The organism is Vibrio sp. 1727 (genome assembly GCF_033344415.1).
Taxonomy (GTDB): Bacteria; Pseudomonadota; Gammaproteobacteria; order Enterobacterales; family Vibrionaceae; genus Vibrio; species Vibrio alginolyticus.
Window position 1 is genome coordinate 94,833 of the sequence record NZ_JAWPOT010000017.1, and the last position, 16,346, is coordinate 111,178.

Consider the following 16,346-nt stretch of genomic DNA (forward strand, 5'->3'; position numbering starts at 1 on the left):
ACTACCTCAGGCCCCTAAACCACTCTGGATGATTGGATACATCCATGTTCTTAACCTGTGATGAGAAGACCAGTAGCTCTTGGGTCGTCAGGACGGTCTCAGGAGCCCGAGCGATGAAAGGTCTCAGCAATCCAGAACCCGCGTAGATATTGATGACCATATGCAATCGCTCTGTTGTTCCAGACACTCTCCGCCAGCTCCGGTAGGTTTCTGTTGATTTGGCATAGCCAACCAAGGCAGGAGCCAGCGTATCGGACTCCTTCGTATTCAACTTCCCTTTTGCTGCCTTCGATACGAACTCAGCGATCACCGAAGCCAGCATGTCGGAGGTAAGGTGAAGCGGCAGCTTTATCGTGTCGAAGTCAGCCTTCTTGATGGTGAACAGGCGGATGTGATCGTTGCGGTAGTCACGCACATAGATGACATGGCTCTCAAATGGGTTGGAGTGATTAAAGGCATCCATACCCCAGCCTGCGGCCTCAAGATGTGCGTTTGATACTGACTTGTCGTAATCAAATTCCACGCTATTACTCTCCGTCTTGTCGTTCAGGAACTTTCACATGTGAAATTTTTCCGTCGGTCATGATGTCCAGGACGGCTTTGCCCAGTCTCATCCCTTTATGGTTTTGAACGGGGTCTCCCTTGTAGAAAAATCCTGGCTCGTTATCGGGATGGAATACCCCGTGAGGAATGTTGTCGTGATCGCCAAGCCACATGCGTAGCCTCAGATCCACCAACCACCCATCATCCAGGACAACCCAGAAATGCGGTGTCACGATGTCCTTGGTCTGTTCGTTTCGCACAAAACCATACATGCAGTCATGAGGTACACCCGCGTCATTGAGTAGGTGGCTTACTGCCCATGTCATGCCGTCACATTCCATCTGGCAGTCATCCAAGGTCATAAGGACGGCTTCCAGTTCCCGGTGCCACTCCGTCATTTGCTTGGCCGCAGGTTTTACCACCAGCTCGTTTTTGTTTTCTGCCAAGATGATGTCTTCCTCATCAATATTGCATTCGTCTATCGCTTCCGAACGGATGGATACCGCTTCATCCCAGTCATCGCTCGATCCGAAAATGCTCCAACCCTCAAGACCGTAATTCACCCATACGATGAACCGCTTTATCGTTTTCATGTGCGGCCCCCTTTAACCGTGCAACGTTCCCACATACTCACCCCCTCAAACCGTAACCACACCAAAAAACCACTTCTTGATGATTTTCAATCAGCAAGACAGGTTGCCCCTGAACTAACCTCACCGAAAAACCACCTTTAGATTGCTTTCTGGTGCTTATCAAGTTCTCCTGAGTGACTGGTCGTTCTGAAAACTTTACTTTTCACAGCATCATTTTATAATACTGTAAATCATAAAAACAACCCAGTAAAGAAAAAAGAGCGACTTATGTTGAGACGAGAAAACCAAGGAGATTTGTTCGATGACCAGGTGGTGTTGCCATCACTGGAGTCGGTTCTTACCGGTATATCTTCCAGTCAGCGTTGTGACGATAGAACAACGTACTTCTCAGCGCCGGATGTGGACTTGAGTTTGTACGACCACATCATTGTTTGCCTGTCTGGAGGCAAGGACTCGATTGCTGCGTACTTGCGGCTGGTGGACATGGGTGTTGATAAGTCAAAGGTGGAGTTCTGGCACCATGATGTTGATGGTCAGGAAGGTAGTTCGTTGATGGATTGGGCCTTCATGCGTGATTACTGTCGTCAGCTCGGGGAAGAACTGGGTGTCCCAATGTACTTCTCGTGGCTTGAGGGCGGCTTTGAGGGCGAAATGCTCAAAGACAATGCCTATAGCCACCCCCATCGTGTAGAGACGCCTGAGGGGCTTCTGGTGCTGCCTAGAGACCATAAGCGCTCTAAGCCTGGTACACGCCTTCGTTTCCCTCAGCAATCGCCATCACTCCAAACAAGGTGGTGTTCATCAGCCTTGAAGATCGATGTTGGCCGCAGAGCTCTTAATAACCAGGAGCGCTTCAAGGGGAAGAAGATCCTTTTCATCACTGGTGAGCGCCGGGAGGAAAGTGCAAACAGATCCAAGTACAACCAGCTTGAGGCTCATGCCTGTGACAGAAGATATGGGAAGACTGCACGGTTAGTTGATGCCTGGAGGCCCGTTCTTCATTGGACTGAGGAAGAGGTATGGGAAGTAATCGAGCGTCACCGCATTCTGGCCCCAGTCCCTTATCGCCTTGGTTGGAGCCGGTCTTCGTGTATGACCTGCATCTACAACTCACAGCGTATCTGGTCCACTATCCGTCACTACTGGCCTGAACGAGCTGGGAAGATTGCTCAGTATGAACAAACCTTTGGTGTGACGGTATCAAGAAAAAAAATCGACGTAATAGATTTAGGTTCTGCTGTTGCGCCGATACAGATTAGTGATGTTGAGGCATTGGAGCAGGTATCCAGAGAGGATTACACGCTCCCGATTTTTGTGCCGGAGGGGCAGAAGTGGGTTCTCCCTGGTGGCGCATTTGGCCGAGAGGCCTGTGGTTCTGATTGATTTGTGCAGAGGTGGTAATGTTGGATTTTGTTTTTTTGGTGTTTTTGGGGCTGGGCATATCTATGGTGCTGGTGCGTCGGTCTTCCCGTAAGGGGATGGATCTTGAACTGACATGGCTCCAGTCGTTGAAGGTTGTGCTGGTTCGTGGAGCTGTTGCATTGGGTCTGGGGTTTGGCATTGGCAGGCTTGTATTGATGGGGATGCAGTATGGTTTCCTTAGTGAGTCTGTCCTGAGGGAACATGCACTTGTCTCCGTAGCGGTGGTGCTGATCTGTGGGCTTGGTTCGTTCGTTGCGTTTCACTGGATCATCGGGAGGATCTCTGGAAGATCGATCAGCGTCGTTTCTGTGATCAAAGCTGTGGTGTACGAGTCTGGTTACTTTGTGCTGTCGATGCTTATCTTGTTAGTGATACTCGTCCTGTTCGGCCTTGCATACGAGACTTTTCTCTAAAAAACAGTGTTGATTATTTTTTGCTCAGCGATCAAAAGGATAAATATAAAGATCTTTAGATCTTTGTATAAAGGATTAAAAGCGGTTAAAAACAGGTTAGGCGCTCTGAGTTGTCATTCAACGCATTGATATTGCTGGCATTTTCATATTTATTCCGTGCAACGAACCCATAGGTTGCCGTGCAGCGAACCCATAGGTTGCCGTGCAACGCCCCCACATACCCTTGGATCTTATCCACTGTTATCCACACGGAACCCCTTTTTTTTCCACAAAATCCTTACAAAACAGAGCTTTCGTGCAGCGTTCCCACATATCAGAACTGGTGTTCGTGCAGTGTTCCCACATGTCTAAGGTTATACGTGCAGTCAGCCCATATATTCTCTTCTTAACGTGCAACGTTCCCATATATCAATTTTGGTCGTTTTTTGCTCCGTGCAGCGTACCCACATGTGATCGTGCAGCGCTCCCACATACCAAAACCCCGTTTATGCACAGGAAATGTGGATAACTTTTGGCCTCTTTTTATGTGAGCACGATCACTTTATGGACTATTGGAGTCATTTTGACTGCCTTTTTAGGTTTGTCCTGATCTGTCAATCTTTGTTCTGCTTCGTCAATCGTGCAGAGTTCCCATATATCGAGAGGTTCAGAACCTGCTTTCGTGCAACGTACCCACATATCAAATCTCATAACGTGCAGGTCCCCCACATCCTCACCCTTTAACTATCAATACCTTACGGGAACCACTCTACGGGAACCACTGGAGCAGCATGGCACTTATCCTTCGTCGTGGCTTACGCTTGCACGATACTGAGACTCGGCTTGCAACTACCGTGCAACGTTCCCATATATCGAGCCTCAGCCCACGAAGCATCTGGGGTCACGTTCGCTCTATCCGTGCAGCTCCCCCATATGCGGAGGCATTCCGTTTCCGGTCTTTCCTTGTGGGCGTACCTTGTGCGCTTTCTTCTGGCATAAAAAAAGGCGCTGACGCGCCTATCTTTCTTTTCCCTGGGGTATTGGGAGCTTCTGGTGGCTACCTCCCCTTACGCTGGGGTTCATCAATGATGTCGTGGTCGATCATGCCTTGCTTGATGGCCCGTAGCTCTGTCTGCTGCTTACGCTTGTTGGACGCCATCACCTGCTTCACGAAGTTCTCATGAGGCCTTATGACGTACCGCACGTCGATGACTCTGCGGCCATCCTTGATCTGGTTCGCGTCGTAGTCGCTTATGACCTCTTGTTTGATGAGGGCCTCCAGAGCGAGCTTCATAGCTCTGACGTTCTCCGGCATCCGTGGGCTCAATTCACGAGGGCTCTGTGTCAGGAAGCTGATAAGCGATGGCGTGTACGGCGAATCTGGCGATGCTTGAGTCCAGTAGTGGCTCATTCGCTTGTAGATGTACCGTGCAAGAGGGGAGCGGATTTGCATTCCGATTTTGTAGTTGTACTGACGAAACGACAGATTCATGATCGATTCGTTTACCAGCGGGTTGAACTGCACATAGCACCTGGCGTTCCCGCCTTTCTTGCGAAACTCACCTCTGGTGGTAAGTCCCACCATCGGGAAGAAGCTGGAGCTGATGAAGGCTTCGCCGTCATCACTGATACATTCGAGTGTTGCGCCACGACAAACCTGGATTGCTTCCTTGATTTCGTTCAGGTTGTAACCGTGACCCATCTTCGAGAGCTCTTTCTGGAGTTCGTACAGAGTGAACATGACTCCAGCCTTGCCCTCGATGATATGGCCTTTCCCGTTCACTGCGAGCTTGCGTAGAGCATCCTCAAGGATTTCCTCTCGCTGTCCCGCGTAGATCAGCACGGTTCTTCCGTCATCCTTCTCGATGATGGCTGGCTTCACCTTCACCGTGAAATGCTGGCCTCTGATGGTGCATTGTCGTGTCACTACAGCGTTGGATAAATCTTCATGCTCACGCTTTTGGTCCCAAATGTACTTCGGCAGCGCATCGTAGATCTCGATGGTGTTGGAGTAGTCGTCTTTCTTGGCCGGAGATTCAATGATCTCAAACAGGCTCATTTGCGGTGAGTCTTTGATTACGTCGAGTTTCTCCAGGTCTTTGTCTTTGGTTCTCTTGCTCATGATTGTTCCGTCGATACTTTCTAGCTGGTGGTCCATGCCGCCAGCATTGTCAATGCTCCCGCTGCTACCGTCGCTGAAAACACTAGCTGGTAGATGCGACGCTTAGCCCCCGCAGTGCCGCTCATAAAACGCAGGGCTGCCGCTTCATATCGGAAATGAGCGAACTCACCCCGAAGGGTGCTATCTGTCCCCTGTGGCGATTGTGGGCGCTTTGACAGGGCAGGGCGAGGATGGCTGGCGACTTTCTTGATCATCGCTTCACATTTCCCCAGTTTCGCCAATTCAGTGGCCGCTACAGATGCTGTCATGTTGTCACACCTCGTCGCTATGTGTCTTGTTTAGCTGGCGCTCGTACTCGTTTAGCGCCCGGCGAATTTTTGCTAAGGCAGTGGCGCGTTGTCTTAACACGGCATACCTGGTTTCAACTTGCTGGATCAACTCTTGTGCCCAGACAGGCTCTTTCTTGAAGTGCGACATGCTGTAGGCATGACCGCGACCCTTCTTGATATGTGTCGATAGAACCCTTTTCTTTTGTCCGGGAACTTGTTCGACAAATCTGTTGCGATACCACTCTGCAACGAGTGATACGCCTAGAATGCGAACCCGTGTACCGACACGCCCTTGTTCGTCCTCTGACGCTTCTTCACGCGCTGATTTGTGCGCGTTCCAGTACATGTCCGCTTCCTGCTGCGCCTCGACAGCAAGAACCGCTAAGGCGTGATCCAGTTTGCTCCGTACCTCTGCAACAAACTCTCGTCCCTCTGCCTCTAGCAGATCCTCTGTTATCTCGGATCGTTCTTCTTCGAGCTTCGGATCTAGCAGATCTAGCCATCGCTCTGTTGGTAGACTCACCTCAATACCCTCCCAATTCCTATCCAATTCCTATCCACATAACTATCTATCTGGAATTTAAAGCTGATTATTCCAATACTGGAATCTAGTTCTGTCACTAGGCTAACCCATCTTTGGAATTTGTCAAATTTCCCTCTATCTATCTGGAATCTTGATGCTCTTATTCTTTCACAGCCTCTTTAAATATGAATCTATATGTAAAGATTCCAGATATATTGGATATGGCATCAAAGATTCCAAATGCCTCTTTACCACCGTCTCTCGATGCTGGAGGGCAAGCGGTTCTCGATGCGAGGGTAAGGTCTGTTTATCTGAGCCTATCCGTGCAGCGTTCCCATAGGTTCCCTTACTCAACGATCAAAAAGCCACCGAAAAGCAACCTATATGCCCCTTTTGGGCAATTACACAGGCCATCTGTCCCCGCTTTTAGCCTTATTCTCTATCCAACACGCGGCAAGCAATCGAAAAGCAATCTAAAAGCAATCTTTGGAGGATTTCATGAGTCAATTTGTTCTGGGTTTGGATATTGGTTACTCCAACCTGAAAATGGCAATGGGGTATAAAGGTGAGGAAGCTCGCACAGTCGTCATGCCGGTGGGGGCAGGTCCATTGGAACTGATGCCACAACAGTTAACTGGCGGTGCAGGGACCTGCATTCAGGTTGTGATTGATGGAGAGAAATGGGTTGCAGGCGTCGAGCCTGACCGATTGCAAGGATGGGAGCGTGAGCTTCACGGCGACTATCCTTCGACCAATCCATACAAGGCTCTTTTCTACGCTGCACTCCTGATGTCCGAGCAGAAGGAGATCGATGTGCTGGTGACTGGCCTGCCTGTTAGTCAGTACATGGACGTAGAGCGCAGAGAGGCGTTGAAAGCTCGGCTTGAGGGCGAACACCAGATCACGCCAAAACGATCGGTAGCGGTTAAGTCTGTCGTGGTTGTACCTCAACCTGCCGGTGCTTACATGGATGTTGTAAGTTCAACCAAAGATGAAGACCTCCTGGAGATTATCCAGGGAGGAAAAACCGTTGTAATTGACCCTGGGTTCTTTTCTGTAGACTGGGTAGCTCTTGAAGAGGGAGAGGTCCGCTATCACTCATCTGGCACCAGCCTCAAGGCGATGTCGGTGTTGCTACAGGAAACGGACCGGCTAATTCAGGAAGACCACGGCGGTGCCCCTGGCATCGAAAAGATCGAGAAAGCTATTCGTGCCGGTAAGGCCGAAATCTTCCTCTACGGTGAAAAGGTATCGATCAAAGACTACTTCAAGAAAGCCTCAACCAAAGTCGCTCAAAACGCCTTGATCCCTATGCGGAAGTCAATGCGTGAGGACGGGATGGATGCTGACGTAGTTCTGCTGGCTGGCGGCGGTGCCGAGGCTTACCAAGATGCGGCCAAGGAGCTTTTCCCTAAGAGCAGGATCGTACTGCCCAACGAATCCGTGGCATCCAATGCCAGGGGCTTCTGGTTCTGCGGCTGATAGATAGGAGGTCGTTGTGGCTGGTAGCAAATGGGATGGAAAAATATCTAATCTGAACATATCGGAGCAAGCCTTTCCGGAGCTCTATCGTGAACTGTCCCAGATGCAGCATAAGGCGCGTAGTGATCGGCTCCGCGCCCTTGCTCTATTGGGTCTTTATTCTCTTCGATTTTCTGGCAACATTGGGTCTTTTGAGCAACAGAGTTCAGAGAGTCAACCTGCACAGCATCAAAATTCGCCAGTGCAGACTGACGCAAAACTGAACTCTCAACGTGATTCACTTAAAGGAAAACTGATGGGCTCCGTATGACATGAAAGACCACGAGGAGTTCTCTACGCTATCAGCGGCTGAACGTAGAGAGTTAATAATCGCAGAGTTAAAGCGTAAAAGCCGCATTCGCACCCTGTTGCGAGGACTCCCGTTAGATGAAGTTCGGGAGATCATTGACAGAATGAAGGGCGTTCTCAATGAACTGGAGGAAGAGTACAAAAAGCGAGAAGAAGAAGAAAAAGAAAAGCGAGCTCAGGCTGAGCGAATAATGAGCGACATGGAATCCTGCGGTGTGGACATCGGCTTGCTCAACGAAATGTTCACGAGCAGATCAGAACCTGATAATGCTAAATATTCAAAAGACGGAGTTTCGTGGAGTGGGCAAGGACGTCGCCCGGATGCTTTCAAGGGGTTGGGAGCTGTCGAGCTGGAGCGCTACCGTATCCCACAGAAGAAGTAAAAAAATGAGCGCCGCAAAGTTTGGGCGCTCATCTTCTGGTCCGAAATGTCATAGTCTACTCAAGCACACTCTTTCTCCCCACCACCATGCCTTCCTTGTTCTTTGCAGAACGGACATTCAACGCAGGTTCTTTGATTAACAGAGGTGAAGTACGTACACTTGCAGTTGTCGCACACCTCCAGCATTGCGTCCCCACTTCTCAGCTCCGAAGCAAGACACCAGGCATCAGTAATATCAAACGGAGCCCACCGAGCACCTTTCATTCCGGGCACTTCTTTGCGGATTGCGTGATACATTCTAAATGCCTTGTTCAAGGCTTTGATGTTCACAGACCGCAACACGGCTTCTCCACCAATGTTGAAGTAGAGCTGCATTAGAAGAGAGGCCTGTATCTTGGATGTGTGACTATGAATCAGTGTCGCACCACCCCGGAAAGTTCTGGATTTTCGTTCCAGAGTATATCCGTCCCTCTCCAGATCCTGGTAAAGCCGTCTGACCTGTTTGTAGGTCAGGCCAGTCTCGATCATGATGATTTTTGTGATGTACCCAGCAAGGGCCATGTGTCGAGCTGTAACCCAGCGACCCAATGTACCAGAGTTGCCAATGTTCATCTCCACCTCCCACGTCCCTGTAGAGACTGTTGCAGTTTTTTCAATACCGGGTGTGTTAACTCTTCCCGGCTGTCATCGAGAATTTCTTCAATGATGCTCGGAGCAAAACGAAGCGTAAAATGCGTAACCGTTGTTCCAGACATGTGGCGCAACTGGCTGTCTGTTGCCTTAGCCACCAGCTCCGCAAGCTCTCTCGAAACCCCGAAAACTTCCTTTGCCATCTCCGGGTCTCTCGATGCGACGCGGTTAAATAGCAACCAGTAGGCAGCATCAAATTCATCAACACTATGGTTGATAAAAACTACAGGGTCGTAGTCGCCAGAGAGTCGCGTGATGATGTTCTGCTCTGCTGTTTCGAGTTTGAAAGAGATCAACACGCCAGAGGCCAGAGCTTCCAATTGGGAAGGTGTTGCCAGTGACAGCTTTTGAACGGTGTCCATGCCCAAAGAAAATTGTGAGGCCGCATCATCTGGACGTTCTTTTGCCAGAGTGGATAGCAGGTTCCACAATGTCAGATCGAACTCGTAGACGTTTCTATCAGCTTCTTCTTGATCGAGGTTGACGGCTCTTGCATCCCACGCACCAATAATATCCAGTTCCAACATTCCGCCCCCCTCACAAATCACGAAGGTTGCGATAGATAGCCAAGACTCGGCTACCATAGTTTCTGGCTCGGATTTCGTCTTCCCAGGCGTGATAGCGGCCAACGCCAAGCTCCAAGTCATTTGGAGATGACTGAATGGCTTCTGATAGCACCTCTGCCCCAACCATGACGTTGGTCTCTGGGTCGAGAAGATCTGCTGGAGAAGAAACTCTATGACCATTCCACCGGATGCTCACTTGCATAAACCCGACATCAATGGCACGACCGTACTGCTGCTGAAACTCAGCGAGCTTAGCCTTTGCCTGATCTTCCGACTTAGCATAGAAAGGAAGCCCAGGAACGCGAAGCGTCCAAGGCCAAGGACTTATAGAGCCATTACCTCTCCCTGATGCAGATTCGGCCAATGCGACCGAATACACTAGAAGAGGGTCGAGGTTATATGCTTTCGCTGCTTTGTCGAAGATGGTTCCGCTCAGGTCAATAGCATTCGCTGTTGATGAAAGGAGAGCCGCAGACAGAACTAGCGCCTTGGCTTTGTTCTTCATCAGCTTGCCTCCTTATGTCTGAGGGGTATTTCGTGTTCTTCGTCGTACCGCTCCGGCCAAATCTCAGACGGCTTCACACCCAAAGCTGTAGCTATCTCATGTTCCCAGCGTGGACTGGGCTTATAGAGTGCCGTAGACACCACCTGCCGAGATGTTTTGTGTTTTCTGCCCAATGCGGCCAGAGAAAGCCCCTGGATCTTGAGTTTGTACTTGATCCACTCACGTTTCTTCTCTGGGTCGCTTGGGATGTCTATCAATTGGCATTTATCCATTGTTTGCCACCCTTTAAACTGCGTTGTTAGCCATACAAAAAGTGCGTTATTCGATGAACGCTTTTAGAGTTCTTCTATTGTCACAAACTGACACATTTTGCGCCTTTACAAGCCCAAATAATGATGCTGTCAACAATAAAAAACCTTTAAAAACATACACTTAACTTTGTACCGACGGAACAAAGTTACAATACTTTTAGTAATCAATGGGATACGGATATTTTTGCGATAGCAATGGAAAGTGCGCCAAAAGAATGGCGGAAATAGCGCACGGGGAGTGCGGTATTTTGTGATATTAAATAGCGTTTAGGTATAAGTGATTTTAGGGATACAGCGAGGGCTGAAATTGCGAATACAGCAGGAGCTGAGGAGGGCAGGGAAGGCAAAGGCGCATCCCGACCACACAAGGATGATGGTGTTTACAGAAAGAGATATTTGAGAAAGAGAACTCTGCGGTGTTGCAGATGGGGACCAAAGCGTTAGCAATGGCCTATTCCATAGTGTATGCGATTTGTTTGACATGTTCAACTATGTAATGCTTTGTCAATAAACGCCTTGTTCCGTAAGGGCAAACTTTCACATGTGAAAGTTTGAGGGCAAATTCTAATCGAAGAAGTTGCCAATGGAATGGTTGTTTAGCAAAAAATAGTCAAATTTTCACAGTTGCATTTTTTGATGCCGTGGTAAACTGGAGGTAAAGAGTAAGGGGGTTGATATGAAACATGTGGTCAATATTCTTCTGCTGGGAATGGTGCTTCTGGGAATAGCCATGATGGCTGACACACCTTGGGGACTTGGTGTGGCGCTGGCTCCCTTCGGCGTTTGGGGTGCTCGTTTCCTATTTCTGGTTCACAAAAGCCTTTGGGCTGCTGTTATCTTTTGGGGAGGGATCGCTTACTTCCAGTGGCAAGTTGCTTTGGTTGTCGGGGCTCTGTTTGGACTAACGTGCTTTATCCGCGTTGCGCGGTCAGCATATAAAGAGGCACCACCTACCCGGCGCAGAAAAAAACAAACTGGTGGGTTTCAAGATTCCTATGATTTTGACCAGCGCTTCCATATTGGAGCTGGAGACGAATAAGGGGGCCTGCTGGCCCCCTTATTATTTGGTTGGTCTTTTAGAACCTTTGATTTGCTATGTTGTACCCCCTGACGGCAGTCAAATAGCTACCTGAACGGTCTCCAGCTTCCGTCGAGTTCTGCAATACGTTTACCAGCTTGTCCGTAAACTCTTCGTTTTGCTGAGAAAGAACAGGCTGACCTCCTTGCATCATCGGTGAGCCATCCGGGTTACGTTCTGCATACTCCATTTTCAGATTCTGAACAGCCTGGTTCATGCGACCTTCGTTTGTGTCAAACGATTCGGCATAAACAGCGGCTTGGGATTCAGTCAGCCCATAACGGCTTTGAGCGATAGACTGCATCGTTTCTTTGAACTCATCACCGTACTGGTTCATAAACTGCTGCGCGGCTCCACCACCAGCTTCTGCGGCAGAGGATAGCGCTGCTGCATAGAACGCGCCGCGTTCCTCAATGCTCATCCCTTTAGCGGCTTCCGATAGATCAGATTTACCAGTTAACCACTCCTTCGCTGCATCATAGCCGCTTGCAGCAGCTCCCATGACGTTGCGGCCAAGTTTAGCCATACCGACCATCGCATCACCGGCCCAGCCAAACTCCTCTTGCACGGCCTGGTCGCCGCGTTGAGTGGCCGCGATGAATTGGTCGCGTTGTTCAGGTGTCATCGTTCTCATTTGATCCATCGCTCTTGAGAACGCATCAGCGCCAGCTTGACCACCAGCAATGAGAGCTCCACCTGCTTGTTCAGCTCTGCGGCCCATCCAATCACTGGAGTTGTCCCACGCTCCCCACGCCGAAGCGCTCCAAGACATTTCCGGAAGCGAGTTCATAAGGTTATCTTGGGCTTTTTTCAGTTCAGGAGCAGATACATTTCGCTCTGTTTGCTGTGCTTGGTTATGAAGAGCTGACGTACCGGCTGCATGTTCATTTTGAACAAGGGGGCTATTCGTTGGTAACTGCCCAGCTTCTGATGCCGGATTAGTTCCAGCCATCCCAGCCACATTCTCCCGGAATCCGGTTGGGATGTTAGGTCCACTGCCTACAGCCCCTTGAACCTGACCTGGTAGGCCTTGAACATTCGGGCCTTCAATGCCGTTATTTCCGTAAGCATCACCACTAAATGCTCCGTTGCGACCGGACGCGGTATTGATCGCCTGTAGTGCGGCTTGATACCCGCCAAGCTCCTTACCCTGTTCGTAATTTTTGGAGTTGGTCATTGCTGTCATTCGCGCTGCTGCCTGGGCCACTTGAGGAGACATTCCGTAGGCTTGGTATCTTTGCTGTAGTGAAGCCGCCTCGTCTTTAACCGATTGCGGCGCGGCATTTCGGAAATAGTCATTCAGTTGGTTCATGGCCGCAGGGGTTTGTGCTACTGCACCACCGAGAGTTTTAAAGTCGGTATTAGTCATGGAGCCCATTTGGTTTTGGAGCTGACTCATTGTTGTGAAGGTGTCCGATGCAGACACCAGTTCCGAAGCGGACTTGGATAGGTTCTGGGATAAGCTATCGCCCCAGGTTTGCTTGAATGACTCGCTTCCAGAACGGCTGAAACCCTGCGCTAATTGATTTGTCAACGCCTGGCTATCGGTTTGCGAATAGCTCACACCCTTCATGAACTGGGACACATCACTCGCTGACCAGCTTGAAGAGTCTTGAGTTGATGACTCTGTTGCTCCCTTCGCTTGCGCTTTGATGTCCAGGACATCACTGCCGCCGCCTGATTCGCCATTACCACCAGCAGGAACTAGGGCTGTACTGTTTGATTTCACACCAGCAGCGGCCTTCATTGCTGCCCTGGCCTTGCCAACCATAGGCATAAGCATGGACGCAGCTTCGTCAACATCGAGTGTGCCCATAGCCTGCATGGCAAAAGCACCTTTGACAGCATCAGAGTGGCTATCATCCACCTGGAACTTATCCATGAAGTTCTTGGCTTGCTGGTTGATCAATTGGCTTTGAGCTGTGTTTTGCGACGAAACGTTGCGCCCGACATTGGAGAGTCTTGAATAGGCTTGATCCTGACTTACTCCATCAGAAAAACCTCGACCAAGAGTGCTTTGGAAAGCCTCCGATTTCTGACTTTGTAATGCCTGTGCGGAGCTCACGCCTGATGCTAAGGTGGAGCCAAGCGAGAAGGTACTGATCATGCTTTCTGCGCCGTTTGCAATCGCACCACTGAACTGGTTGTGATTGTACGCTGGCTGACTTTGCATAACCGGACCTTGCTTGAGTAGATCTGGCGTTTGCATCTTTTCGTCAACGTGGTCAGAACCACTTATTCTCGATGCCAAGCTGGTGAAGGCGTAGGTGCTACCTGTGACGATAAACAGGGAAATCACCGGAGTGGCCGCAGCCAACATGCCGCCGGTTGCAATCCAGTGTTGCAGAACATCTCCAGTTGAGGAAAGAGCGTACATGGAGTTGAGACCACCAGCACTGAGGCTAGACATCTCATTTGACGCGGCGGTATGAACAAACAGGTTTATAATTGAGAGGACTGGCATCCATAGCTGAATCCAGAGGATGGTTTGTACATATTTCCCGGCTAACTGGAGGCCGAAGCTGCCCATCACGATAATAAAAGCAATGATCGGGGTTATAGCATAAATAAAGCCTTCAAAGAACGTCAGCATTGGTCGGACGACGGTCATGAACATCGACTGCTCTGCGGCCCACTGTGTGTTCCGTTGCTGAATAGCCTGGTTGACCATCAATGCAGAGCCATAATCCTGGAGGTCCTGATAACGTCCTGCTGCGGCTTCATAATAGAGGGGCTCCAGAACGGCGGCTTTCAGATAGTCGATTGATGACGTAGTTGTGGCACCCATCGCTTGAAGCGAATCGGTCAGCTTCGTTAGAGCGTTGTCTCCAGTTGACGTGTCAATACCCAGTAGGCTGTTAAGAGCATCAACAACAACCGGGCTGCTTAGGTTGGCGGTTGCAGTGCTAATAGCCACCCATCCGTCAGTACATGTGTAGTCAGCGCCGTCAGGGTTTGCTGTAGACAAATACAACCTAGTTCCGTAGAGCTGTGAGTTGAATCGCAAAGCTGAGTCAGTTGAACGGTTCATCAACTCATCAAGGGACATTAGGTTGAGATCGACTTTGGTTAACGTGCATTCCCGAATGTAATTGTTCCAGGAACGCCTCACGTCAACATAGCCGCCTCCATTTGCTGAGTTAAGCGCAGTAAAAACTCCTGTGTCATAGGCTCGCCGTCTGACGTCATTCAACAGTTTCAGTGTTTCGGAAAAGTGGCTTTCCGTGACATTGGGTACGATTACCCCATATCCAGTTTCAAACAAATTGGTGATGGTGTATCCCACGTTGGATATGACACCTCCAGCAAAGCCTACCCCAATAGGGACATTGGCGACGACTCGAACCTGCCCTGTATAAGCGTCCTCGATAGTCACAGTTGTGGTTGGGCCGAAGAAACAGGCATATAGAATCCAACCTACCAGCACTTGCTGGAGGTTGATTTGCTTTGCGCCCTGAAAGACGGACTGAATACAGATCATCAAGACCCCAAGAAGCAGGCCAATACTGACCATCTTCTCGAAATCCCCGGTGCCGGTGATCATTGATACTGCAATCAGGATTTGCTCCAGAAAAGCAGAGTCACCGATAGAGTGGATTGAAAAAGATCCCATTCCAATAGCTCCTTAGTTCGTGCTAGGAGGATTGGACAAAGTTGCCAGCATGTATTTTTGCTTGCGGATGTTGTCCAGTAGGTTGTTGTATTTCTCAATTTGGCTTGCCAGATCGCCGTATTGAGAGGACAGGATTGTGTATTCAGCACGGATTTGCTGTTGCGATTGCGCGAGAAGCTCTAGTGCCTCTTTCTTGTAGGGTGATTTGCTGTTAGCCATCGCAATGCGAGCTGCGCGGAAGAACTCTTCCGAGAAGCTATACATCATGGTCAGGGCTATCGCTCCTGATGACTCTGTTGCGAACAGGTTAGCGCCGTCCTGTGAAAGGACAGACAAGTTACGAACAATGGTGCCAATCCCTCCGGGGAGGTTAGAAACAAAGGCCTTTTCTGGGTCGGTTAAGGTTCCAGAGTTCGTTGCGTATTTGTAGATCACACCAGGTGTAGAGCTTGTTCCTAACAGCATATCGGTGATCTGGTTCTTGATACCTTTGAGCACGACAGTTTTATTGCTGGAGCCAGCACTCAGGCAGTTGGTCGTATCAGAATCACAGGAATAGATCTCAACAGAACCGCCTGAAATCAGGTCTGACAAGGTGATCTTGTTACCTGGTAGGGTCGTCAGAGGGGTTGTTTTCGCACCAGTGCCGGTTGAGTTCGGGTCGTTTACCAGATCACCAATGATGACTGTGCCGGTTAAAGACATGATCGCTTCAAGAAGGGTGTTATCCCCGTACTGGAACCAGGTGTTGGCGTTGTTGCTCTTGAGTTGCTTCCAGACGATGTTGCCAATCATCTTGTTGTATTCGTCAGGTTTGTTGGCTTTCAGTTCTTCCAGAGGACTCTTGCCGCTGGTTTCCTGCTTGGACCCGAAGAAGTCTTCATACAGGCCGGAAGTTGTCGCGGTTATAGAAGCATCAGTTTTGTGTTTAAGGTCCATGCCGCTGGTTAGGTCGTTCACGAAACCTTGAGCGAGCTGGCAGGAGTTGCCCAGATGTTGGTTGAGCGCTTGCACTTTCTTCTGGAAGTTCTCTATCCACTTCGCTCCGTCCGGGAAAACGTTATCGAGCGCAAGCTGGAAGGCATAGCCCTTGGCGTTGGCTGCTACAGCCCGAAGGAGTTGGACAATTTGATCCGCGTTAATGAAGGAAAGCGAACCGCCGAACAGATCTACACCACCGCAACCAGCTTTCCATGATGGAGGGGCAAAGCTCACCAGGTTCTCGTCGAAGATTCGTGTCTTTGCAGTGAACCGGCCACCAGCTAAAACGCCACGTCGTTGGCTTTCATAAACCCCAGGTGGTGTTGTGTTGCTCATTTCATTGAAGAGTTTGTCCATCTGTGATTGGAGGCCGTTAGCGGCTATCGCCCCTGTCGGTGCCATGACGAGACTGGCCGCCACACTCAGGGCAAGCAGGCTCCTTTTTAATGTCTTGTGCGTGACCATC

17 protein-coding genes are annotated in these 16,346 nt (G+C 49.8%); 6 read left to right on the plus strand and 11 right to left on the minus strand.

The annotated features are described in order from the left end of the window. Position 1 precedes the first annotated feature (1 nt). Together R8O10_RS16670 and R8O10_RS16675 are read right to left on the minus strand one after the other, a co-directional pair. Entirely contained in the window at positions 2-523 is a 522-nt protein-coding gene (locus R8O10_RS16670; RefSeq protein ID WP_000393783.1) for a hypothetical protein, read from the minus strand. A 4-nt stretch (positions 524-527) separates the two neighbouring features. Then, on the minus strand, positions 528-1,136 hold the full coding sequence (locus R8O10_RS16675; RefSeq protein ID WP_000849069.1) for a hypothetical protein: 609 nt from the start codon (positions 1,134-1,136) through the stop codon (positions 528-530). A 267-nt stretch (positions 1,137-1,403) separates the two neighbouring features. Between R8O10_RS16675 and R8O10_RS16680 the strand changes: the two genes are divergently transcribed. Continuing rightward, positions 1,404-2,519 carry a phosphoadenosine phosphosulfate reductase family protein gene (locus R8O10_RS16680; protein WP_000946104.1) on the plus strand — a complete coding sequence of 372 codons (1,116 nt, stop codon included), beginning with the start codon at positions 1,404-1,406 and terminating at the stop codon, positions 2,517-2,519. Between the two features lie 17 nt (positions 2,520-2,536). Next, entirely contained in the window at positions 2,537-2,971 is a 435-nt protein-coding gene (locus tag R8O10_RS16685; protein ID WP_004201092.1) for a hypothetical protein, read from the plus strand. A 1,036-nt stretch (positions 2,972-4,007) separates the two neighbouring features. On the opposite strand, the gene R8O10_RS16690 is transcribed toward R8O10_RS16685, so the two are convergent. From R8O10_RS16690 to mobI, 3 genes are read right to left on the minus strand one after another with little or no spacing between them, the layout of a single operon-like run. Continuing rightward, positions 4,008-5,072: a RepB family plasmid replication initiator protein gene (locus R8O10_RS16690; RefSeq protein ID WP_000044788.1), complete on the minus strand. Its 1,065-nt coding sequence runs from the start codon at positions 5,070-5,072 to the stop codon at positions 4,008-4,010. 20 nt (positions 5,073-5,092) lie between these two features. After that, entirely contained in the window at positions 5,093-5,380 is a 288-nt protein-coding gene (locus tag R8O10_RS16695) for a hypothetical protein (RefSeq protein WP_000127321.1), read from the minus strand. A gap of 4 nt (positions 5,381-5,384) precedes the next feature. Next, complete coding sequence (mobI, locus tag R8O10_RS16700) at positions 5,385-5,924, minus strand: conjugative transfer protein MobI(A/C) (RefSeq protein ID WP_001447712.1); 540 nt, start codon at positions 5,922-5,924, stop codon at positions 5,385-5,387. 498 nt (positions 5,925-6,422) lie between these two features. On the opposite strand from mobI, the gene R8O10_RS16705 reads away from it, so the two are divergent. The 3 genes from R8O10_RS16705 to R8O10_RS16715 are packed head-to-tail and all read left to right on the plus strand — an operon-like array spanning position 6,423 to position 8,137. Then, on the plus strand, positions 6,423-7,406 hold the full coding sequence (locus R8O10_RS16705) for a ParM/StbA family protein (protein ID WP_000077457.1): 984 nt from the start codon (positions 6,423-6,425) through the stop codon (positions 7,404-7,406). A 16-nt stretch (positions 7,407-7,422) separates the two neighbouring features. Then, positions 7,423-7,716 carry a hypothetical protein gene (locus R8O10_RS16710; protein ID WP_000919078.1) on the plus strand — a complete coding sequence of 98 codons (294 nt, stop codon included), beginning with the start codon at positions 7,423-7,425 and terminating at the stop codon, positions 7,714-7,716. A 1-nt stretch (position 7,717) separates the two neighbouring features. After that, positions 7,718-8,137 carry an H-NS family nucleoid-associated regulatory protein gene (locus tag R8O10_RS16715; RefSeq protein ID WP_000651490.1) on the plus strand — a complete coding sequence of 140 codons (420 nt, stop codon included), beginning with the start codon at positions 7,718-7,720 and terminating at the stop codon, positions 8,135-8,137. Positions 8,138-8,196: 59 nt separating this feature from the next. Here R8O10_RS16715 and R8O10_RS16720 read toward each other — a convergent pair whose 3' ends face one another. The 4 genes from R8O10_RS16720 to R8O10_RS16735 are packed head-to-tail and all read right to left on the minus strand — an operon-like array spanning position 8,197 to position 10,169. Continuing rightward, entirely contained in the window at positions 8,197-8,748 is a 552-nt protein-coding gene (locus R8O10_RS16720; RefSeq protein ID WP_001020646.1) for a FlhC family transcriptional regulator, read from the minus strand. Then, positions 8,745-9,353, minus strand: a complete 609-nt coding sequence (locus tag R8O10_RS16725) for a hypothetical protein (RefSeq protein WP_000891157.1) — start codon at positions 9,351-9,353, stop codon at positions 8,745-8,747. Before R8O10_RS16725 ends, R8O10_RS16720 begins: the two co-directional genes overlap by 4 nt. A 10-nt stretch (positions 9,354-9,363) precedes the next feature. Further along, positions 9,364-9,897 (minus strand): transglycosylase SLT domain-containing protein, encoded by a 534-nt coding sequence (locus R8O10_RS16730; protein WP_000790610.1) that lies wholly within the window; start codon positions 9,895-9,897, stop codon positions 9,364-9,366. Continuing rightward, positions 9,897-10,169 carry a helix-turn-helix domain-containing protein gene (locus R8O10_RS16735; protein ID WP_000356489.1) on the minus strand — a complete coding sequence of 91 codons (273 nt, stop codon included), beginning with the start codon at positions 10,167-10,169 and terminating at the stop codon, positions 9,897-9,899. Before R8O10_RS16735 ends, R8O10_RS16730 begins: the two co-directional genes overlap by 1 nt. Positions 10,170-10,884: 715 nt before the next feature. On the opposite strand from R8O10_RS16735, the gene R8O10_RS16740 reads away from it, so the two are divergent. Beyond that, the gene (locus R8O10_RS16740) at positions 10,885-11,247 is read left to right on the plus strand and encodes a hypothetical protein (protein ID WP_000683483.1); all 363 of its coding nucleotides are present in this window, start codon (positions 10,885-10,887) and stop codon (positions 11,245-11,247) included. Between the two features lie 37 nt (positions 11,248-11,284). Here R8O10_RS16740 and R8O10_RS16745 read toward each other — a convergent pair whose 3' ends face one another. Both R8O10_RS16745 and R8O10_RS16750 read right to left on the minus strand, forming a co-directional pair. Continuing rightward, the gene (locus R8O10_RS16745) at positions 11,285-14,899 is read right to left on the minus strand and encodes a conjugal transfer protein TraG N-terminal domain-containing protein (protein WP_000534551.1); all 3,615 of its coding nucleotides are present in this window, start codon (positions 14,897-14,899) and stop codon (positions 11,285-11,287) included. A gap of 12 nt (positions 14,900-14,911) precedes the next feature. Then, positions 14,912-16,345 (minus strand): conjugal transfer protein TraH, encoded by a 1,434-nt coding sequence (locus R8O10_RS16750; RefSeq protein WP_000256129.1) that lies wholly within the window; start codon positions 16,343-16,345, stop codon positions 14,912-14,914. Position 16,346 lies beyond the last annotated feature (1 nt).

Coding starts and splice junctions, on each gene's coding strand:
- R8O10_RS16675 (WP_000849069.1), bottom strand. CDS start 1,136: ATGAAAACGATAAAGCGGTTCATCGTATGGGTGAATTACGGTCTTGAG.
- R8O10_RS16680 (WP_000946104.1), top strand. CDS start 1,404: ATGTTGAGACGAGAAAACCAAGGAGATTTGTTCGATGACCAGGTGGTG.
- R8O10_RS16685 (WP_004201092.1), top strand. CDS start 2,537: ATGTTGGATTTTGTTTTTTTGGTGTTTTTGGGGCTGGGCATATCTATG.
- R8O10_RS16690 (WP_000044788.1), bottom strand. CDS start 5,072: ATGAGCAAGAGAACCAAAGACAAAGACCTGGAGAAACTCGACGTAATC.
- R8O10_RS16695 (WP_000127321.1), bottom strand. CDS start 5,380: ATGACAGCATCTGTAGCGGCCACTGAATTGGCGAAACTGGGGAAATGT.
- R8O10_RS16705 (WP_000077457.1), top strand. CDS start 6,423: ATGAGTCAATTTGTTCTGGGTTTGGATATTGGTTACTCCAACCTGAAA.
- R8O10_RS16715 (WP_000651490.1), top strand. CDS start 7,718: ATGAAAGACCACGAGGAGTTCTCTACGCTATCAGCGGCTGAACGTAGA.
- R8O10_RS16720 (WP_001020646.1), bottom strand. CDS start 8,748: ATGAACATTGGCAACTCTGGTACATTGGGTCGCTGGGTTACAGCTCGA.
- R8O10_RS16725 (WP_000891157.1), bottom strand. CDS start 9,353: ATGTTGGAACTGGATATTATTGGTGCGTGGGATGCAAGAGCCGTCAAC.
- R8O10_RS16730 (WP_000790610.1), bottom strand. CDS start 9,897: ATGAAGAACAAAGCCAAGGCGCTAGTTCTGTCTGCGGCTCTCCTTTCA.
- R8O10_RS16735 (WP_000356489.1), bottom strand. CDS start 10,169: ATGGATAAATGCCAATTGATAGACATCCCAAGCGACCCAGAGAAGAAA.
- R8O10_RS16740 (WP_000683483.1), top strand. CDS start 10,885: ATGAAACATGTGGTCAATATTCTTCTGCTGGGAATGGTGCTTCTGGGA.
- R8O10_RS16745 (WP_000534551.1), bottom strand. CDS start 14,899: ATGGGATCTTTTTCAATCCACTCTATCGGTGACTCTGCTTTTCTGGAG.
- R8O10_RS16750 (WP_000256129.1), bottom strand. CDS start 16,345: ATGGTCACGCACAAGACATTAAAAAGGAGCCTGCTTGCCCTGAGTGTG.